Here is a 17,852-nt window from a genome sequence, read left to right on the forward strand (position 1 = left end):
GCCGGATCTGTCGGATTCCGAGCCGGCGATCTGCGGACCATCCCAGGATGGAGGTTTTGTCATGGCTTCCAACACGACGTCCGTCAGCCATTCACGAACATGGACATTCTTTCAAGGCCAGTGGCACGAAGGCAACGTGCCGATCATGGGACCGCGCACCCACGGGCTCTGGCTCGGTTCGACCATCTTCGATGGCGGGCGCGCCTTTGAAGGCGTGACACCCGATCTCGATCGTCATTGCGCCCGCGTCAATCAGTCCGCAGTCTACTTCGGCCTCAAACCGGTCGTCGATCTCGCTACGTGGCTCGGACTGGCGCGTGAAGGCATCGCGCGCTTCCCGTCCGATGCCGAGCTCTACATCCGCCCGATGTACTGGCCGCAGAACGGCGTCGGCGGCGGCGTGCTGTTCGACCCGGAAACGACGGAGTGGTGCCTTTGCATCTACGAAGCGCCGATCCCCAAGCCGGTCGGCAGCGCGATCACGCTGTCGCCGTTCCGCAGACCAACCGCCGAATCCGCGCCTGTTGGTGCCAAGGCCTCCTGCCTCTACCCGAACTGCTCCCGCGCGCTCATCGAGGCCGCCTCGCGCGGCTTCCAAAATTGCCTGATGCTGGACATGCTGGGTAACGTCGCCGAGTTTGGCAATTCCAACGTGTTCATGGCCAAAGATGGCGTCGTCTATACGCCGGCGCCGAACGGCACGTTCCTGAACGGAATCACGCGGCAGCGCGTGATCGAACTCTTGCGTAGCGACGGCGTCACGGTGTTGGAGGCGACGCTGCGCTATTCCGATTTCGTCACTGCAGACGAGATCTTTTCCACCGGCAATTTCGCCAAGGTCGCGCCCGTGATCCGGATCGACGATCGCCAGCTCATGCCCGGGCGCTTTTATGCGCGCGCACGAAAGCTCTATTGGGATTTCGCGCACGGGATGAAGCTTGCGGCGTGAGAGCCGTTGCTGAACCGATCCACCGGGCCGCCGCTCCTCCATCGATGCTTCAGCGCTCGGCCGCTCTCCTCGGCCGGTCAGCGCAATAGTTAACGGTGCAGGGAGTTACCCCTTTTGATCCGCATCACCACTCTATCGAGCACGCGAAAGCGTCGGACCAGACATCTATAAATGCAATGCTGGTTGGCGGCAGGGGTTTGCTTCGCCAACGAACGTTCCGAAGTTTTTCACCTTAAAAGAAGGGGTTTTTCCCATGCTTCGTTTTTACATCAAGACCACGGAAGCCTTGAAGCGTCTTCGCACCGACCAGGACGGCGTGGTGTCGTTCGAGTACATCATCGTCGCGGCCTGCATCATCGGCGCAGTGTCTGCAGCGTTCGGTACCGGCGCTACCGGTGCGATCGGGACGGCGCTGACCGGCGGGATCGGCAAGATCACCGCGGCTTTCACCGCGGCCGTATAATTACGGGCTCCTGGAGGGGGGCATCGGAATATGCCTCCCGCTTGGGGTTAGTCATGGCCGTGCATCTTGCCAGAAGGACGTTTTCCTATGTTGAACCATTACATCAAGACCACCGAAGCCTTGAAGAACCTGCGCACGGATCAGGACGGGGTGGTGTCGTTCGAGTACATCATCGTCGCCGCTTGCATCATCGGCGCAGTGTCCGCGGCGTTCGGTACCGGAGCAGGTGGAGCTATCGCGACGGCGTTGTCGAATGGCATCACCACCATCACCACCGCCTTCACTGCAGCGGTGTAGTGCAGGCATCTGACGCCGGAGCGGGCATCGAAATGTGCCCCTCCGCTTCTCCTCACGCGTGACCATTTTAAATTTTTGATTTGCGCTCGCTTTTGTTGAGGCTGCATTTCGTGAGCTGGATCGTTCCCATAACCTCATCGTTCGAAATCCTGCTGTTGCTGTATGTCGCAACGATTGATGTCGCGACTCGCTTGATCAGAAATGACATCTGTCTGGTGCTGGCGCTCCTCGGGATCGCCGGTCAACTGGACAGTCCGATGCAAATCCTCGAATCCCTGATCGCTGCGGCGATCTTGTTCCTGCTGCTGTTCATGATCTACCAGCGGGGACTGATTGGTGGTGGCGATGTCAAGCTGCTGGTCGCTTTGGCGATCGGCCTCCCGCTTACAGGCGTGATTCAGTTGTTGACCATCACCGCGCTGACCGGTGGTGTTCTTGCCCTGGTGCATCTGGTGATGCGCCTCCTGCCATATCCCAGACTGGCGCCCGCCGGATCGTCGTTCGCACGCCGCGTCTACGCGATCGAACGTTGGCGCCATTTGCGACACGCGCCGCTGCCTTACGGGGTTGCCATAGCGTGCGGTGGTGTCTGGACCATCTTCAGCAAAGGACTTTGACATGTCATCCACTTTGCGCCTCTCGATCATCATGGTTTTTGTTTTCGCAACCGTTGCGCTCGGTCTCATCGCCTACAACATGAACCTGCCGAAACCGCAGGCCCCGACCGCACAGGTCGCCGAGAGCGTTCCGGCGCCTCCCCCCGGTCGGGTACTTTGTCGCGGCACACCCGCTTGCGAGAGGGACGCTGGCCCGCGACGAAGATTTCACGGTACGCACGGTGCCGTCGTCCGATGGTGTTCCTGCAGGCGCGATCCTTGATACGCCCGACTCCAGGATCGGACTTCGCGGATCCCTGGTTCGCAACTTCCTCGACACCGGCAATCCCGTCACGTCCAAGGACATATTGCGCCCGCGCGAACGGGGTTTTCTCGCCAGTGTGCTGGCGCCGGATAGCCGCGCCGTCAGCATCAACGTTGACGCCGCGTCTGGTGTCTCGGGCCTGATCTCGCCCGGTGACTATGTAGATGTGGTGTTGACCCAGCAGCCGACGACGCCGACAGGCGAGAAGCAGGATCTGGATCACCAGCATGGCGCGCTGAGCGAGATCGTCGCCCACAACGTTCGGATTGTCGCGACCGACCAGGAGATCGTGCAGGGTGGCTCGGCCAGCAACTCCACGGCCGGTAAGGTCGCGCGCACCGTCTCGTTGGAGCTCGCGCCCGAGCAGGTCAAGAAAGTCATCATCGCCGCGCAGCTCGGAAAGCTTTCCCTGGCCGTACGGTCCGCGGTCGATCGACAGGACACGGGGGAGACGGACGCGACGGTCGTGATTTACTCGCGCAATAACAGCACGAAATATTCCGTCAGGAAAGATGATGCGGGGATTACGCGCACGGCGCTGATTGGTGACGCGTCGTCCGCAAGTGCTACGTCAACGTCGGTCGCGTCGGCCGTATCGTCAGGTCGGTAAGGGGGAGGCAATGGTGATCGCTAATGTAGCAGTAGTCAGTCCGCCTGAAGAAAGCGCGTCCGTTGTCACGCGCAACCGCATCGTCTGCTTCGTCAATGACGAGCTCAGTGCAGCCGCTCTGCGCAAAGGCCTCGAAGGCAGCAACTTGTCGATCCGGCGTGGCAACATCCGCAATGCCATACGAATGCTCGAAACCGACACCGAACTGTTTGCGTTGGTGACTGATATCAGCGGGATCGACGATCCATTTACCGAGCTGGAAAGATTGGCCGGCGTCTGCCCACCCGACGTTCGGGTGGCTCTGATCGGGGAGAGCAGGGAGATCACCTTCTACCGCGAGCTGATGGAAATCGGCCTGACGGAGTATCTGCCGAGGCCGCTGACGCGCGATATGGTGCTGGACCAGCTCCGCCCGAAGCTGCTCGGCGACGTGGCGCCCGGTCCGACCGATCGTGGCGGGCACGTGATCTCGATCTGCGGTGCGCAAGGGGGCGCCGGAGCAACGAGTATCGCCATCAATCTAGCACTGCAATTGGCCGAAACCACCAAGGCCAAGGTCGCGCTGCTCGACCTGCATCTCCAGGGCGGCGAAACGGCAGTGATGCTGGGCGTTCAGCCCGGGCCAGGGCTGCGCATCGCGCTCGAAAACCCGATGCGGGCAGACACGCTGTTCCTCGAACGCGCGGCAATTGAGGTCAACGAGCGGGTTTGCCTGATTTCCGCCGATGAGGATCTGGATGCGCAGCTGAATATTACCGAAGCGGGGGTGAGGCATGTGCTCGGTTTGCTTCGTCAACGGTTCAATTACATCGTTGTCGATGTGCCGGTGCCGTTTCCGCCATCGATCCATCCGGTGATCACTCTCTCTCGTCACGTGCTGGTGTTGCTGGAGGCCGAAGTCACCGGACTTCGCAATGCCCATGCGCTACGCAACGCCGTCACCAACATCGCCGGCAAGGATCGGGTCTTTACCTTGCTCAACCGCGCCGGCCGCCCCGGCGGCCTTCCCAAAGCCACGGTGGTCAAGGCCTTGGGCGCTGAACCAGACATGGTGATTCCGGATCTCGGCAAGGGGATGACCCAGGCCGTGAATCTCGGAATTCCGGCTCTCAAGCATGTATCAGGACTGCGACGTCACCTCGCCCCGATCGTCCGGGAGATCACGGGTGTGGGCGCTGGGCAGCGGGGATGGCTGAGGAGGCTGCTTCGGCTATGAAAAAGTTTGGTAGGCGAGAAGACGATACGCCCGCTCGTTTGCCTGCATTAATGGCAGGTTTGCCTGCGGCAATGCCGAGCTTACCGGCATCTCCGCCAAGCTTGCCTGCATCTGCAAGGCACGAAGAGCCCGCTAGCCAGGGGCCCGTGATGCCAGCTTCGCTGCGTGAAAGGGTCATCGAGCAGATCGAGCCGTCGGTGGCCGCGACTGTCTCGCGCGATGTGCTTCGACGGCAGATCGAGGAAATCATTCACGGCATCGCCAACGAGGATCGGCTGGAACTGTCAGGCCGCGAACAGTTGCAATTGGCGGACGAGATTGCGGACGACATGACCGGTTACGGGCCTCTGCGTCCGCTTCTGCTGGATCAAACGATCAACGACATCATGGTCAACGGACCGAGTAATGTCTACGTCGAGCGAAACGGCAAGCTCGAACGGATCGCGGTGCGATTCCGCGACAATGATCACATCGCATCGGTGGCGCAGAAAATTGCGGGGCAAGTCGGGCGTCGAATTGACGAATCCAGTCCGATGGTAGACTGCCGTCTGCCGGACGGCAGCCGCGTCAACATCATCTTCCCGCCGCTGGCGATTCATAGTCCCTGCATTTCGATCCGAAAATTTCCGAGCCGCCGCTTGGATACGGCCGGGATGATCGCAAACGGGTCAATGACCGCGCCCATCGGACAATTGTTGGAGATCGCCGCCCGATCCCGGCTCAATGTTCTGGTCTCGGGTGGTACCGGCTCCGGCAAGACGACGCTGCTCAACGCGATGAGCCAGTTCATCGATCACAGTGAGCGCATTGTGACGGTCGAGGATGCAGCGGAGCTGCAGCTTCAACAGCCCCATGTGATCAGCCTCGAGACCCGGCCTCCGAGCCTTGAGGGTACCGGGCAGGTGACGCAACGCGATCTGGTGTGGAATGCGCTGCGCATGCGTCCTGACCGGATCGTCGTGGGCGAGGTCCGCGGCGCTGAAGCGTTCGACATGCTGCAAGCGATGAACACCGGCCATGACGGTTCGATCTCCACGGTGCACGCCAATAGCGCCCGTGACGCAATGACCCGTATCGAAAACATGGTGCAGATGGGACAGCCAAATCTGCCGCTGCGGGCGATCAGGTCTCAGATCGTCGCTGCGCTGGATATCATCGTGCAAGTCGAACGCATGCGGGATGGGCAGCGTCGCGTCATCCAGATTTGCGAGGTGATCGGGCTCGAGGGTGACGTGATCACCACCAACGACATCGCCGCGTTCGAGTACGAACACGAAGATGTTCACGGGCGGTTATCGGGCACCTACAGGTCCACCCCGGCAGTCCCGAAGTTCAAGAGCCGTCTGACCTACTATGGGCTTGATCGAGCCTGGGCCGAGGCTATGAGGCAGCTGTCATGATGGAGTTTTTGACGACCGGTGATCTGGCGCTCCTGGTATGCGCAGCAATCGTGACGCTGTGGCTCGACGCACGACAACGGCGCATCGATCGTCAGGTGGCGATCGCGCTGCCGGCTTCAGATCCGGCGAACCTGCCTTCCATCCGCCGGTCGGAGACCGGATCCCGCTGGGACTTTCTCTTCCGCACGGTCAGTTACAAGCCCGGCATAGCTTACGCATTCCACCCCGCTTATGTGCTATTTGCCGGTCTGATAGGCGCAGTGGCAATCCTTTACGTCAATAGCCTGCTGAAATTTTCATACGTCTACGCCTATCCGGTGGCGGCAATTGTAGCGATCTTGGTGGTGCGCGGTCTGTTCGGATGGCAGCGACACCGTCTCGCCAGCCAGCTTTTTCGGCAACTGCCCGATGCGATCCAGCTGGTGATCAGTACCGTTCGATCCGGGTTGCCCGTGACCGAAGCCTTTCGGACCATCGCGCGCGAGATGCCGCAACCGACGGCCGGCCAGTTTGCCATCGTGTGCAGCGAAGTGAGTGTGGGGAGACCTCCAGAGGAGGCTATCGAAGCCGTCTATCGGCGAACCCAAGTGACGGAGTACGGGATCTTTGCAGTCACGCTTGCAGTCCAGTTGAAGTCCGGTGGCAGCTTGACCGAAACACTGCAAACACTGGGAGATACCGTAAGGCAGCGCGTTGCGCTCGCTGCGCGCGCGAAGGCTCTGGCTGGAGAGGTGATCTTTTCTTCCCGCGCGCTGTCAGTGTCGCCCGTCATCGTCGGTGGGCTGCTCTACGCGATCAATCCGGAAACGGTCGATCTGCTGCTCTATGATCCCACCGGAAACAGGCTGCTGGCTTACGCCGCAGCCTCGGTGATCATCGGGTCCCTTGTGATCCGTTGGATGGTCAGACGGGAGACAGCGCTATGACTTTTGGTCTCGGCGTGGTGGCTCTCGCCATAGCATTTGCGACAGCGGCCTTCGTGTTGATCATCCACGAACTGCACATTCGTACGTTGAACGTACGGGTGTCGAATGCCGTGTTGGGCGTCCCCGGCCGGTCCGCGCCCCTGCAGGACATCACCGGCTGGCTTTCGTCCCTCGGTGCGCGGTATCGGCGCTTCTACTCTGCGGAAAATCTGGATCAGCTCCGAACCATCGTTCAATCGTCGGGCTTGAATCCTCATCGAAGCTTGTCGATCTGGATCGGAGCCAAAACCGTCAGCATGTTCTTGTTCCCGATCGTCGCCTTGCTCGGTGCGCAGCTTCTTGGGAAGCCATTGACCGATGTGTTGGTCTTCAGCCTCATTGGCGTGGTGCTCGGAATCATGGTGCCGCGGCTGGTCCTTTTGGTCCTGACGCGGCGTTTTAACGCCGGCATTCGGCGAGGCACGCCTGACATGATCGACCTGCTGGTCGTCTGTAGCGAAGCGGGTATGGGCCTGGAAAGCGCGCTGGAACGCGTCGCGGAGGAAATGAAGCAGACTGATCCTGCCATGGCCCGGGTCTTGTACGGCCTTCTTGATGATCTCCGGATATTGCCAAATCGCAGCGAGGCCTTCGAGAAATTGGGATCGACGTCGGAAGGGCTTCGCCGGTTCGGCACCATGGTCAGCCAAAGCCTGCAATACGGAACGCCGCTGGGCCAGGCTCTGCGCAGTATCGCAATCGATCTACGGCGGGAACGTATCACCAAGCTGGAAGAACGGGCGCACAAGCTCGGCGCCAAGCTGACCATTCCGATGGTGCTGTTCATGCTTCCGGCCATGTTCATCATCTTGGGTGGAAGTCCGTTTCTGCACCTCGTGCGTACATTCTCCAGCATAGGGGTGAAGTAAGCCATGAGCACGATGGTCCTGTCGAAAGGCCGGTCTTACGAGTGGATCATGCAGCTGCTCGGCAGCATGTGGTTCTTGTTGTTGGGAGTTTGCGTCGCCATCAGAATTGGGTCGTTCGCCGATCCCTGGCCATCGCTTCTGTCGAGTTTCTGCCTTGCCATTTTCTACATTCTCCTGGCGGTGTTGGTCATGAGCAGGTCGCCGGCAAAGGCGCATGCGCATGGACTGATGCCGAGAGTGGCCGCATTTCTCGGCTCCTATCTGCCGTGGACGATCTCCCTCTTCGGCAAGACCGATCAGGCGCTGCCGAACCTCCTGTCCACCGCTTGCGTGCTGATCGGCATGATGATGATGCTTGTCACCATCCGACACCTTGGCCGGTCGTTCAGCCTGGTGCCGCAGGCGCGTTCAGTCGTGCAAACCGGTCCTTATCGCTGGATCAAGCATCCGCTTTATTTTGCGGAAGAGATCGTGATCGTGGGCGCGGTGCTGCAATATCTGACACCGCTCACGGCGATCGTGCTGGTCCTGCATATCGGCGTCCAGGTCTGTCGAATTCTCTACGAGGAAGACCTGCTTCGGCGCACTTGCCCGGAGTATTCCAGTTACGAAGCGTCGCGTTGGAGACTGGTCCCTTATGTTTGGTGAGCGGCTATGCGTGGCCAGATTGTCATGGACATCGTTCAATTTGCTCGTGCCCGGAGTCGGCGTGCGGAAGCGGTAAGTGTCCGTGGGGACGGGCGCGGGAGCCCCCGAAAGTCTTTCATCGCGGATCAACGCGGCGCCGCCGCGCTCGAGATGATGTTCGTTTACATATTCCTGGTGTCGACATTGCTCATGCCGCTCGCCGACATTGCCGCCGCTGGATTTCGATTCGTAGCCGCCTGGGAGGCCATGCGCGCCTTCGGGCAGAAGATCCAGTACAACCCGCCGCCGGACGTGACCTCCTGGGCAAGCTGGAAGTCAGCGCTCCCCACTTCAGTGTCGGGGTATCCCATCAATAACCTCCAGGTCGTTTGCAGCGACACAATGGCTGCTTGCTCCGCTACCAACTCCGGCTCGCCCAAGACCTATACATATACGACGACCGTCACCGTGGCGCCCATCGTGCTGAGATCGGTGATTTGTCAGAGCGGCAACGCCGATCCTTGCTCGTTCACATTGCCTTACGCAGAACGTTTTCAATAGGAGTGGTCCATGCGTGGCTTGCTTCACTCTCGTCGTGGTGCCGCCGCCTTCGCAACCGTTATCGCTCTGATACCGCTGATAGGCGTGGTCGCACTCGGGGGCGAGGCGGGATCGTGGTACGTCACCAGGCAGCACGCGCAAAATGCCGCTGACGCGGCGGCCGTTTCGGGCGCCATGCAGCAATTGTGCTTAAACAACGCCCCCTGTGCGGTTACGCAAACAGTGGACTATCGCGCCAAGCAAGCCGCGGCACAGAATGCGTTTTGCAACGCGGGCGGCACCGCCTATCCCGGCTCCCAATGCGCCACGAGCCTTCCGTCAGGGATATCGCAGACCGTCCAGGTCGCATCGCTCGCTTCATGGAAGGGGACGCCCGGAACTTACGTTCAGGCCACTGCCAGCCAGCAGCAGCCGGCCTACCTGGCACAAGTGCTTGGTTTGACCACGGTCAACATCGGCGCGACAGCCGTGGCCTCGGTGAGGAGTGTGACGTTCCCGCCCTGCGTCCTGTCGTTGACAGGCTCCATCAGCTTCCAGGGTAGTCCGAACATCAATGCACCGAACTGCGGCATCGCCTCGAACGATACGGCGGCCAATGCGCTGAACTTCACCGGCGGCGGGATGACCATGAATGTCGGCTCGCTATCGACCGTCGGCGGCTGCACGGGTGCCGCATCGTTCTGTAACACGGCGCTGACCTATTTGCCGGCGCCCACAGTCAATCCCTTCTCCGCTCTCGATGGCGTGCTCACCACGCTTTGCGGAGCGAACCCGACGCTTCCTGCCACTTGCGGTCTTCAGACAACGGGGGCTTGCAACTCCAGTACGCTCGTCGCGTACACGGCCACCAATCCATGCACGAACAATAACACCCACATTACAAGTAATGGGTCCGAAAATCTGGGTCCCGGCGGGAACACAGGCTGCCCGGCGAGCGCATCAAGCTGCGTATACTTCATTTCGGGTACTCTGAAAATCACAGGAACTCCCACGATCTCGGGTACGGCGACCTTCATTCTTCTGCCAGGGGCAACAATCAACAACCAGGGGAATGCGGTAATCAACATTACTGGACCGACCACTACCTCTTCTCTAGCTCTTCCCGCGGCTCTTCAGTCTCAAGCCACCTTGTTCCAAGGTATGGCCATGTACGTTGCCCCAGTGACGCCGGCAACGTCAGCGCCGCCCATGACCTTCGGTGGCAACACGAACATCAACCTCATGGGAAACATCTACGCGCCCACCGCGGCAGTGACGTTTCAGGGCAATCCGACGATGAGCTTTAGCGGCCAGAACTGTGGTCAGTTGATCGCCGCCTCCGTTTCGTTCAACGGCAATGCCACCTTTGACACCACCGGGTGCCCATCGCAAACCAAGCTGCCTAAAAGCCAGTATGTCCAGTTGGTGCAGTGATGAAAAAGCTCGATCAGCGCGGCGTGGGGGCGATGGAGTTCTGCCTCGTCATCCTGCCGCTTTTCATATTGATGTTCACCATCTTCGATCTGGGGCGTTACGCAATCACCATGCAGTCATTGCGGGCGCTCGCGAATGCCGGTGCCCGGACCTGGATGATCAGCGACTGCTACGTCAGCAACTCGATGGCCAAGACGACACCAACCTGTAGCGGTGACCCCCTGCCGGCGGACGCGGACAAAAAAGCTGCCGCCCCCTTCTTGTACATCAACGGTAGTTCCGCCCCGACAGTCAGCACCGCTTCAGGAGCCTCTGTGCTGACGGTGACAGCCTCTCAGGCCGGCTTCACCATGGTGATGCCGATCTGGGGCACGGCATTGAACGCGCCGAGCGCCTCCACAACGATTCCGTTCTAGGAACGCTGTCCTAGCACCCGGCTTGCCCAAATTCCGGTCATCGGCAGACCCCGCCAAGGGCGGGGACCGCTGGGGTGCACTTTATGCTGCAAGATATTTCCCGTCAGGCCGAAGAGTGGTGCTCGCTGGCAACATTAAGAAACTTTCTCGGGCGCTGCGACAAGGTGGCGAGGGTCTCGCCTTGCAAGGGCGCTGCGCGCAGGAAATGATCTAGAACTTCATTCGCGCCGATTGAATCGGTGAACTGTATTGCGGGGTTAAGTTGTGCCCAACCAGAGAAATTCCGAAGTAACGGATTTGTAGTGGGACCGACGTAAGCTCTTCGGTGTGGTGCGCGGAAGGAGAGTTGTTGGGACGATGAGCACGTAGGTCTACGGGACAGGCCGTGGATTGCGGCGAGGGGGAATCGGAATGGCTGGCGGTCGCATTTCGAAAAGGGCAGGAGCGAGGCTCCTCGCCTTGAGCGCGATGGCTCTTGGCCCGGCGCTTATTCCACTTGATTCAATTGACCGCGCGGCGGCTGCAGAGCGGCGGACGTCGTCCTCCAGCGGCGTCTTCGTCAGCGACATGAACGACGTTCAGCGGGTCAAGGTCACCGTCAACAAGTCGCGTACCTTCAAGGTCGACACGCCTTTTGCAACGATTGTCGCGGGCTCGCCTGACATCGTCGACGTCAAGTCGCTGAGCGACCACATGATCTACGTCCAGGGCAAGCAGACCGGTACCACAAACGTCATATTATTTGACTCTTCGATGAAGCAGATCGGGATCCTCGACGTCGAGGTCGTGATCGATACCGGCAATCTCCAGCAGAACATCCGCTCCAGCACCGGCATGCAGGGCGTTCGCGTCTCGGCCTCCGAGGGGCAGGTGGTGCTCAGCGGAACTGCAACCGACGCGGTCTCGGCCGAGCGGGCGATGGCGATCGCCACCAGCACCGTTGCCAAAGGCGGAGTCGTCGTCAATGCGATGAGCGTCGCTGCGCCGCAGCAGGTGATGCTGGAGGTGCGCTTTCTCGAGGTGAACAGGGACGCCGGTCGCGACCTGGGCGTCAACCTTTATGCGGCGAATGCCAATGGCACCAATGTGGGGAATACCGGGCTGGGCGCGGCGACGGCGAGCCGACAGCCGATCGGTTCGCCTCCGGGGTCAGGCAGCCTTCCGGTGCTCGGAACGATCGGGACGCTCGTCGGCACCGCAGGTGGTCTGGCACCCACGCCATTCGGAAGCTTGTTGACCAGCATCGTTCGAACTTCCAACGGCGGCTCGGTGGATTTGCTGATCTCGGCGCTGGAAACCAAAGGATTGGCTCGCCGCCTGGCGGAGCCGAACTTGACCACGTTGTCCGGCGATTCCGCTCGCTTCCTGGCCGGCGGTGAATTCCCGGTGCCGGTGGCTTCTACCGCGGGGACCGCCGGATTGGTTCCCACGGTGACCATCGAATTCAAGAAATTCGGCGTCGAGCTGGCTTTCGTTCCTACCGTGTTGTCGCGCGGCGTGATCAACCTTCGGGTCGAGCCGTCGGTCAGCGAGCTCGATTTCTCCAATGCGGTGCAGATTGCCGGGACGGTCATTCCGGCGTTGACCCGCCGCGATGCGCGGACCACGGTCGAGCTGCGCGACGGGCAGAGCTTTGCGATCGCCGGCCTGCTCCAGACCCGCAACCGGCAGGACGTTTCGCAATTGCCCTGGATCGGCTCGGTCCCGGTGATCGGAAGCTTGTTCAGCAGCAAGTCGTACCAGCAGCAGGAAACCGATCTGGTCATCATCGTGACGCCGCGCCTGGTCGCGCCGGCGGCACCGGGGCAGCAACTGGCATCTCCGCTCGATTCCCGCCTGCCGGCCAACGACGTCGATTTCTTCCTCAATGGCCAGATGGAAGTCCGCAAGCGGTACAACGATTACGTCAATTCCGGTGGCGACGTGAAGGGTCCGTACGGCCATATCATCGCGCCTGAAGTCCGAGCGCCTGTTCCGGCGCCGGCCGCCGTTGTGACCGACCAGCCGGTCGTCAAGACTCTCAACTGACGGAGCGAGAGATGACCATGAGATATCTGGCTCTGTTCGCACCTCTCCTGCTCGGCGGATGTTACGGCCTTGCCGGCAATGATGAGATGGACCGCTATTTCCAGCGTTCAGATACCATCACCATGACCGCCGGCGATGCCAAGCAGGTGAATGCCGTTACCCACACCATCAATCCCTGGCCGCGATACGTGAGTGATCGCAGGATTGCATACGACGCCCGGCGGGTGGGCGCTGCCGTCACGCGCTATGGCAAAACGCAACAGCCGGTGGATCAGCTTCCTGACATCTCGCCTGCGACGAAACTGATGGGTCAGCAGCCTCCGATTACCCAGAATGTCAACATCGACGGATTGCCGCCTGGATCGAACGCCGGAGTATCGGTGCCGGTCGGCGGAGTCAGCGGAGTAGGAAGCAGGTAAAGAGGCCAAAGAGCCTTCGCTTTGGATAGTTCAACGATGATATTTCAATGCGTCCGCGGAGCCGGGCGGGGACAAGGGTTATGCGGCGCATCATCTTGATATTGAGCTGTTGCTTGTTGGGGACAGTCCTTGCGGGCTGCGAGCAAACATTGAGGGACGCTGCAATCGTGGCTCCCGTGGATCCGCCGGGCGGGGACCCGGTGCAGGAGCCGACCGATGTCAAATATTACCCATCGGACGAACCCGTCCGGCTGGGGCTGGAGCACTACAACCGCGGCAGCTACGGGCTTTCCCAGCGCTACTTCAAGGACGCCGTCGAGAAATCGCCGAAGGATTTGACGGGCTGGATTGGGCTCGCAGCGAGCTATGACAAGTTGCGCCGCTTCGATTTGGCTGATCAGGCCTATGCCCAGGCGATCCGGCTGGGAGGCGAAACTGTACAAATTCTGAACGATCAAGGATACTCGTACATGCTGCGCGGCAATCTAAGCGCGGCGCGGCGAAAGTTTGAGAAGGCTTATTCGCTGGATCCTGGCAATCCGGTCATTGCCAATAACCTCGAGTTGCTGAACGGCAGCCGCAGGTTCATCGAAAGGCCGCCGAATAACCAGCCTTGATCAGTCTTGATTGCGACCGTGCGCGATTGCCCATAGGGCGACGGGAGGCGATTGAGATCGAGTCCTAGTTCGCTCCAAGCACGGCGTCAGCCCGACGACTGTCCTTTTTGAGGATGATGATCGCGCCGTTTCTGATCGCAAACGTCGTGCCGATCAATTTGGGCAGTTTTTCCGTAATAGGAGACGGGAACGGGATCGTCGGCCCGGTGACGGGATCGCCGAGGCTGATGGCTGCCGCGGAAGAACCGGCAACGGGAGCCGGCTTGATGTAGTCGCGAATAAGCTGAATCTCTTCCCGAGAGAAGAGAAGGGGAACCTCTTCAGTGCGACGTTCTCGCGACGACTGAATGTTTTGGTCGCTCGCCTTGTCGGATGCTTCCTTGCTCTTTTCGATCTGGTCCAGCCTGGCTACGCGCTCCCTGAGCGGAGGCAGTTCGCGATGCAGGGCGGCTAGTTCGGATTTCACGGATTTGAGTTGCACGAGGGCGGCTGTCGCGCCGGCGCAACTCACGATTGCGAGCAGGCTCAGCAGCGCCAGCAATACGCGCTCGATATTCGCGCCCGAGCGCCCGGTCGCTTCCGGTGGTTGGCCCTGCTGGAGATGGCGGCGCCAGGTGCCGGTGGCCTGCCGCATCCGCTGCGCCAGCCTGCTCAGGATATTGGAGGCTTGAGATGCGTCCCGCAGCCCGGAGCCGAATTTGGGGTTCAAGAAATCAGAGGCATCCGAAATGACCCCATAGTCACCATCCTCATAGTCACCATGATGTGCGAATGCTTCGGTCCCTGCCACAGCCGGACGACTGTCATTGCTTCCAGCGGGCATACGGGGATCAGCAGGCGGGGAAGTCGTTGGTAGAACTCCCGGGCCTGTCTCATCGTGAGGGGCGATGAGATCTGTGTTCCGGTCAACTGACCGCGATTCAAATTTCTTCAGGAGCGTCTCGGTGCTGATCGATCCACCAATCGAGTTCACCGACAGAGTAAAGGCAAAGTCAGGATCAGGCAACTCTCGCCTCGGGTCAGAGTTCACACGGGAAGCTGCGGGACAGACCTCCGCGGCCGAAGCGCGCGATCGACATAACTGACCGATCGATAGGGCATCCATTTGGGTAAGCCTTTTGCGTCCTCACCTTCTTGCCTTACTCGCTACTAGTGTGAAATCGGTCGCCAGGCCCGACGGGCAAATCGCGGCGGTCAACAACCGAAACCTGCGGGTTATGAGGGTTCGCGTGATATCGGTCTTTTCTCAGCCTTGGTTCGTCGACATCGTGTACAGGAAGGGGCACCGTGCAGCTAAAGCATTTAACAAAGCGGGCAGGCTAGTATGTGTCTTTCCGTACCGCCAAAGAAAGATAATGGGTCTGTTTTCAAAGGTGACGAGTTTAAATGAATGGAGGCGCCTAAGCTCATTTGTGTTTCTCGATAAAGGCATAAGCGATGAAGAGAAACGAGATGCGGTAACCGACATTATAGAGCAGCTTCCTAGATCGATGGCTCATTGCCAATTCATCCTAGATGATGATTCAGGCATCATCCGCGATGCGCTCATCAAAGCTGGGTTTGAATGTATCAAGATGCCCAAGTACATCCGATCACCCAGCAGCGGACAAGTTTACGAGCGGGTTGCGTATGCGCAAGCCAAAGACAATGTGATGAAGACCATTTCAAGGGACGGAAGGGCTAGATACCGAGCCACGCTACAACAAGCGAGAATAGAAAACATCTCAGCATCGGACTTTTGTAAGTTCTACGAGAGCAACCTTGTTCGCAAAGGCGAGCGGAGCTATTCCCCACTGGGCATCGCGGAAACACTCATCGAGAATGGTCTCCGCCGTCAGCAAGCGCTCGCGCTTGCAGCAAAGGATGAAGAGGGCATAGAAGCTGCGGCTATTTTCCTGTTTGATTCGAAAGCTGTCTATGCATGGCTTGCGAGTAGAAAATATCATCCGCAAGTCAAGAGACTTGAGCGCGATCATAAATACAAGAAATTTTGTATCGATATATTGGTCATCGAAGCGATGATCTTCGCAGAGATGCATGGCCTGGTATATGATGCCGAAATCGTTCCTGTTGAACGGAATGGCGTCCCCCAAAGTCGGCACAAAGTTTTTGTCAACGAGAAGATACTTCATCTTACGAGAGAAGAATCCAGATTTCTCTTCGAAAGAAAGGGGTGGTGGTATGACAGGGCATTGCTGGTTTTCCGCGCGGTAAGGGAATTTGCAATGCAAGCGGTTGATACAATCGAACGAGGATCAGACGCGACCCTTCGTCGACTCTGGGCACGATCATTTGGCTCGTAAGCCGTATCTTGAGAACTGTTCCTGACGGTTGCGATCGGCGACTGTGGCGGCCTCTGAACTGGAGATCGTGTTGTCTCTACGATGGACCATCCGCTTATGGCGAGTGCGGCCGCCGACGCGCCGGCTTGAGGTTAAAGCGGGAGCGGGCCGAGGCGCTGACGTCGAGACTGTGATCGGTCTGATCGGTACCGGCCGGGGTGCCTGACCCGGCTTCCTCCACGACGGCTGCGTCGAGATCGACTCCAACGTCGTCGGGCGCGCGATCCGGCCAATCGCCTGAACCGTAAACGCGCTCTTGGCGGGCTCCGATGGCGGCGGCGAGCATTGGGCAGTCATCGCCTCGCTGATCGAGACCTGCACAACTCCTCGGCATCGAACCGCACGCCTACCTCGCCGAGGTCATCACAAGGACCGTCGCGGGATAGGCCTATGGCAGCAGATCGCCGATTTGCCCGTTCGGGTGACCAAAAGAACCTGGCCCGAGAACACCGGTGCTTTGGCTCCCGCCCAATCGGCGGAAGAAAGGGGGCAGAAGGCGATGTGACGCCACCGAAAGGTTTTGACTGTGGCTTGAACGTTACATCCGCGCGCGACGAACTTGCTTATGCTTTGGTGGGTGCCTCGGCGAGTGCCTTGTGTCATGCGGCGAGGTTTGGAGGCTTTTATGAAAAGACTTGCTTTGGCATTATCTGTCCTGGCGGCCAGCGCAATGGGCGCATCCGCTGCCGACATGGCTGTGAAAGCCCCTCAGTATAAAGTGCCCCAAGCAATCGTTTCGACTTGGACGGGCTTTTATGTTGGGGCCTCGCTCGGCGGCGAGCAGACCAACGCCAATTGGGCGACTACGTCGATTGGCGTTGTTGCACCGGGCTTTGTAATTCCTCCACCAACCGTAGACGGTAGTTCGCCTCGACGCTTTAGCCCCTCAGGTGGTCGCTATGGGGGCTTTGCCGGATATGACTATCAGTTCGCGCCTCAGTGGGTTGCAGGTATTATTCTCGATGCAGCCTATTTTGACAGTGCGGTCCAGACTGTTGGAGTGCCCGGCTGCACGTTCAGTTGCATTTTGGGTGTCCCCGGACCCGGAGCCGATGTATCGAGTGTAAAAGCTAGATGGGATGCGGATTTGCGGGGCCGGCTCGGATATCTGATAACTCCCAACGTTTTGCTCTATGGGACCGGCGGTATCGCGTTCCAGAACTTCTCCAACTCCGCAACCTGCCAAACTAGCCTAACTGATCCCGTTTGCGGACCGACTGCCATCCCAGTTTTCGCGACGGTCACGAACAGCACAACCCGATTGGGCTGGACGGCCGGCGTCGGCATCGACGCGAAAATCTTTGAAAACTGGATGCTGCGTGCTGAGTATCGTTACTCGGACTTCGGAACGTGGAGCAATTCGCTGCCGCTGGTGTCCCCCGGCGTTTCAATCGTAACGGTAGCGACGGATTTGAAACTCACTTCTCACATCGCAACGCTAGGAATAGCCTACAAGTTTGGTGGCCCCGTCGTTGCCAGATACTGACCCTCTGCATACTTAAGAGCCTTGTCGTGGCGCTCTAGCTGTGCAAGCGGGAGGGCAAAGGCTCGGCAGCGCCAGCAATACGCGCTCGATATTCGCGTCTGAGCGCCCCGCTCTTTGGGTGGCTGGTCCTGTCCCGCGACGCTTGAACGCGTCGAAAGTCCGGTGTGCCAGATCACTTGTTCACGACCACTAGATACGTGAAGTGAAGAGTAATCGGTGATTTCGACCCGTCCAAGAGGATCCGGAGACTTTC

General features: G+C 59.5%; 19 protein-coding genes and 1 pseudogene. 19 read left to right on the forward strand and 1 reads right to left on the reverse strand.

Annotated elements, in window-relative coordinates; translation table 11 throughout:
- The first annotated feature begins 61 nt into the window (after window positions 1-61).
- The 16 genes from ACVWZ4_RS24515 (at window position 62) to ACVWZ4_RS24590 (ending at window position 13,771) form a co-directional block, all read left to right on the forward strand.
- Window positions 62-949: a branched-chain amino acid aminotransferase gene (locus tag ACVWZ4_RS24515; RefSeq protein WP_456735633.1), complete on the forward strand. Its 888-nt coding sequence runs from the start codon at window positions 62-64 to the stop codon at window positions 947-949.
- A gap of 253 nt (window positions 950-1,202) precedes the next feature.
- The gene (locus tag ACVWZ4_RS24520; RefSeq protein ID WP_456735632.1) at window positions 1,203-1,412 is read left to right on the forward strand and encodes a Flp family type IVb pilin; all 210 of its coding nucleotides are present in this window, start codon (window positions 1,203-1,205) and stop codon (window positions 1,410-1,412) included.
- A gap of 87 nt (window positions 1,413-1,499) precedes the next feature.
- Entirely contained in the window at window positions 1,500-1,709 is a 210-nt protein-coding gene (locus ACVWZ4_RS24525; protein WP_456735631.1) for a hypothetical protein, read from the forward strand.
- A gap of 101 nt (window positions 1,710-1,810) precedes the next feature.
- Window positions 1,811-2,326, forward strand: a complete 516-nt coding sequence (locus tag ACVWZ4_RS24530; protein WP_456738192.1) for an A24 family peptidase — start codon at window positions 1,811-1,813, stop codon at window positions 2,324-2,326.
- A 188-nt stretch (window positions 2,327-2,514) separates the two neighbouring features.
- A complete protein-coding gene (cpaB, locus tag ACVWZ4_RS24535; RefSeq protein WP_456790510.1) occupies window positions 2,515-3,240 on the forward strand; it encodes a Flp pilus assembly protein CpaB in 726 nt (241 codons plus the stop codon).
- A gap of 10 nt (window positions 3,241-3,250) precedes the next feature.
- Window positions 3,251-4,456, forward strand: coding sequence for an AAA family ATPase (locus tag ACVWZ4_RS24540; RefSeq protein WP_456735629.1), 1,206 nt, complete (start codon window positions 3,251-3,253; stop codon window positions 4,454-4,456).
- Window positions 4,453-5,856: a CpaF family protein gene (locus ACVWZ4_RS24545; protein WP_456741390.1), complete on the forward strand. Its 1,404-nt coding sequence runs from the start codon at window positions 4,453-4,455 to the stop codon at window positions 5,854-5,856. The genes ACVWZ4_RS24540 and ACVWZ4_RS24545 overlap by 4 nt, the downstream gene beginning before the upstream one ends.
- Window positions 5,853-6,782: a type II secretion system F family protein gene (locus ACVWZ4_RS24550; protein ID WP_456735627.1), complete on the forward strand. Its 930-nt coding sequence runs from the start codon at window positions 5,853-5,855 to the stop codon at window positions 6,780-6,782. The genes ACVWZ4_RS24545 and ACVWZ4_RS24550 overlap by 4 nt, the downstream gene beginning before the upstream one ends.
- The gene (locus tag ACVWZ4_RS24555) at window positions 6,779-7,690 is read left to right on the forward strand and encodes a type II secretion system F family protein (RefSeq protein WP_456735626.1); all 912 of its coding nucleotides are present in this window, start codon (window positions 6,779-6,781) and stop codon (window positions 7,688-7,690) included. Before ACVWZ4_RS24550 ends, ACVWZ4_RS24555 begins: the two co-directional genes overlap by 4 nt.
- 48 nt (window positions 7,691-7,738) lie before the next feature.
- Entirely contained in the window at window positions 7,739-8,338 is a 600-nt protein-coding gene (locus ACVWZ4_RS24560) for a methyltransferase family protein (protein ID WP_456704445.1), read from the forward strand.
- 6 nt (window positions 8,339-8,344) lie between these two features.
- Entirely contained in the window at window positions 8,345-8,878 is a 534-nt protein-coding gene (locus ACVWZ4_RS24565) for a hypothetical protein (RefSeq protein WP_456735625.1), read from the forward strand.
- A 9-nt stretch (window positions 8,879-8,887) separates the two neighbouring features.
- Complete coding sequence (locus tag ACVWZ4_RS24570; RefSeq protein WP_456735624.1) at window positions 8,888-10,291, forward strand: pilus assembly protein TadG-related protein; 1,404 nt, start codon at window positions 8,888-8,890, stop codon at window positions 10,289-10,291.
- The gene (locus ACVWZ4_RS24575) at window positions 10,291-10,707 is read left to right on the forward strand and encodes a TadE family protein (RefSeq protein WP_456735623.1); all 417 of its coding nucleotides are present in this window, start codon (window positions 10,291-10,293) and stop codon (window positions 10,705-10,707) included. Before ACVWZ4_RS24570 ends, ACVWZ4_RS24575 begins: the two co-directional genes overlap by 1 nt.
- Window positions 10,708-11,118: 411 nt before the next feature.
- On the forward strand, window positions 11,119-12,735 hold the full coding sequence (locus tag ACVWZ4_RS24580) for a type II and III secretion system protein family protein (RefSeq protein ID WP_456735622.1): 1,617 nt from the start codon (window positions 11,119-11,121) through the stop codon (window positions 12,733-12,735).
- Between the two features lie 11 nt (window positions 12,736-12,746).
- The gene (locus tag ACVWZ4_RS24585; RefSeq protein WP_456704440.1) at window positions 12,747-13,154 is read left to right on the forward strand and encodes a hypothetical protein; all 408 of its coding nucleotides are present in this window, start codon (window positions 12,747-12,749) and stop codon (window positions 13,152-13,154) included.
- Window positions 13,155-13,234: 80 nt separating this feature from the next.
- The gene (locus ACVWZ4_RS24590) at window positions 13,235-13,771 is read left to right on the forward strand and encodes a tetratricopeptide repeat protein (protein ID WP_456704439.1); all 537 of its coding nucleotides are present in this window, start codon (window positions 13,235-13,237) and stop codon (window positions 13,769-13,771) included.
- A 64-nt stretch (window positions 13,772-13,835) separates the two neighbouring features.
- On the opposite strand, the gene ACVWZ4_RS24595 is transcribed toward ACVWZ4_RS24590, so the two are convergent.
- Window positions 13,836-14,777: a hypothetical protein gene (locus ACVWZ4_RS24595; protein ID WP_456704438.1), complete on the reverse strand. Its 942-nt coding sequence runs from the start codon at window positions 14,775-14,777 to the stop codon at window positions 13,836-13,838.
- A 349-nt stretch (window positions 14,778-15,126) separates the two neighbouring features.
- Between ACVWZ4_RS24595 and ACVWZ4_RS24600 the strand changes: the two genes are divergently transcribed.
- The 3 genes and pseudogenes from ACVWZ4_RS24600 (at window position 15,127) to ACVWZ4_RS24610 (ending at window position 17,599) form a co-directional block, all read left to right on the forward strand.
- Window positions 15,127-16,074, forward strand: a complete 948-nt coding sequence (locus tag ACVWZ4_RS24600; protein WP_456741391.1) for a hypothetical protein — start codon at window positions 15,127-15,129, stop codon at window positions 16,072-16,074.
- Between the two features lie 211 nt (window positions 16,075-16,285).
- Window positions 16,286-16,499, forward strand: a pseudogene (locus ACVWZ4_RS24605) (transposase domain-containing protein); the annotation flags it as partial.
- Window positions 16,500-16,738: 239 nt separating this feature from the next.
- Window positions 16,739-17,599, forward strand: a complete 861-nt coding sequence (locus ACVWZ4_RS24610) for an outer membrane protein (protein WP_456741392.1) — start codon at window positions 16,739-16,741, stop codon at window positions 17,597-17,599.
- The last annotated feature ends 253 nt before the right edge of the window (window positions 17,600-17,852 follow it).

The organism is Bradyrhizobium sp. USDA 4472 (genome assembly GCF_054058595.1).

Excerpts from the sequence above, each read along its gene's own strand:
- ACVWZ4_RS24565 (WP_456735625.1), top strand. The coding sequence starts at position 8,345 with ATGCGTGGCCAGATTGTCATGGACATCGTTCAATTTGCTCGTGCCCGG.
- ACVWZ4_RS24590 (WP_456704439.1), top strand. The coding sequence starts at position 13,235 with ATGCGGCGCATCATCTTGATATTGAGCTGTTGCTTGTTGGGGACAGTC.
- ACVWZ4_RS24545 (WP_456741390.1), top strand. The coding sequence starts at position 4,453 with ATGAAAAAGTTTGGTAGGCGAGAAGACGATACGCCCGCTCGTTTGCCT.
- ACVWZ4_RS24580 (WP_456735622.1), top strand. The coding sequence starts at position 11,119 with ATGGCTGGCGGTCGCATTTCGAAAAGGGCAGGAGCGAGGCTCCTCGCC.
- ACVWZ4_RS24520 (WP_456735632.1), top strand. The coding sequence starts at position 1,203 with ATGCTTCGTTTTTACATCAAGACCACGGAAGCCTTGAAGCGTCTTCGC.
- ACVWZ4_RS24555 (WP_456735626.1), top strand. The coding sequence starts at position 6,779 with ATGACTTTTGGTCTCGGCGTGGTGGCTCTCGCCATAGCATTTGCGACA.
- ACVWZ4_RS24600 (WP_456741391.1), top strand. The coding sequence starts at position 15,127 with ATGGGTCTGTTTTCAAAGGTGACGAGTTTAAATGAATGGAGGCGCCTA.
- ACVWZ4_RS24540 (WP_456735629.1), top strand. The coding sequence starts at position 3,251 with ATGGTGATCGCTAATGTAGCAGTAGTCAGTCCGCCTGAAGAAAGCGCG.
- ACVWZ4_RS24560 (WP_456704445.1), top strand. The coding sequence starts at position 7,739 with ATGCAGCTGCTCGGCAGCATGTGGTTCTTGTTGTTGGGAGTTTGCGTC.
- ACVWZ4_RS24525 (WP_456735631.1), top strand. The coding sequence starts at position 1,500 with ATGTTGAACCATTACATCAAGACCACCGAAGCCTTGAAGAACCTGCGC.
- ACVWZ4_RS24550 (WP_456735627.1), top strand. The coding sequence starts at position 5,853 with ATGATGGAGTTTTTGACGACCGGTGATCTGGCGCTCCTGGTATGCGCA.
- ACVWZ4_RS24575 (WP_456735623.1), top strand. The coding sequence starts at position 10,291 with ATGAAAAAGCTCGATCAGCGCGGCGTGGGGGCGATGGAGTTCTGCCTC.
- ACVWZ4_RS24570 (WP_456735624.1), top strand. The coding sequence starts at position 8,888 with ATGCGTGGCTTGCTTCACTCTCGTCGTGGTGCCGCCGCCTTCGCAACC.
- ACVWZ4_RS24515 (WP_456735633.1), top strand. The coding sequence starts at position 62 with ATGGCTTCCAACACGACGTCCGTCAGCCATTCACGAACATGGACATTC.
- ACVWZ4_RS24585 (WP_456704440.1), top strand. The coding sequence starts at position 12,747 with ATGACCATGAGATATCTGGCTCTGTTCGCACCTCTCCTGCTCGGCGGA.
- ACVWZ4_RS24610 (WP_456741392.1), top strand. The coding sequence starts at position 16,739 with ATGAAAAGACTTGCTTTGGCATTATCTGTCCTGGCGGCCAGCGCAATG.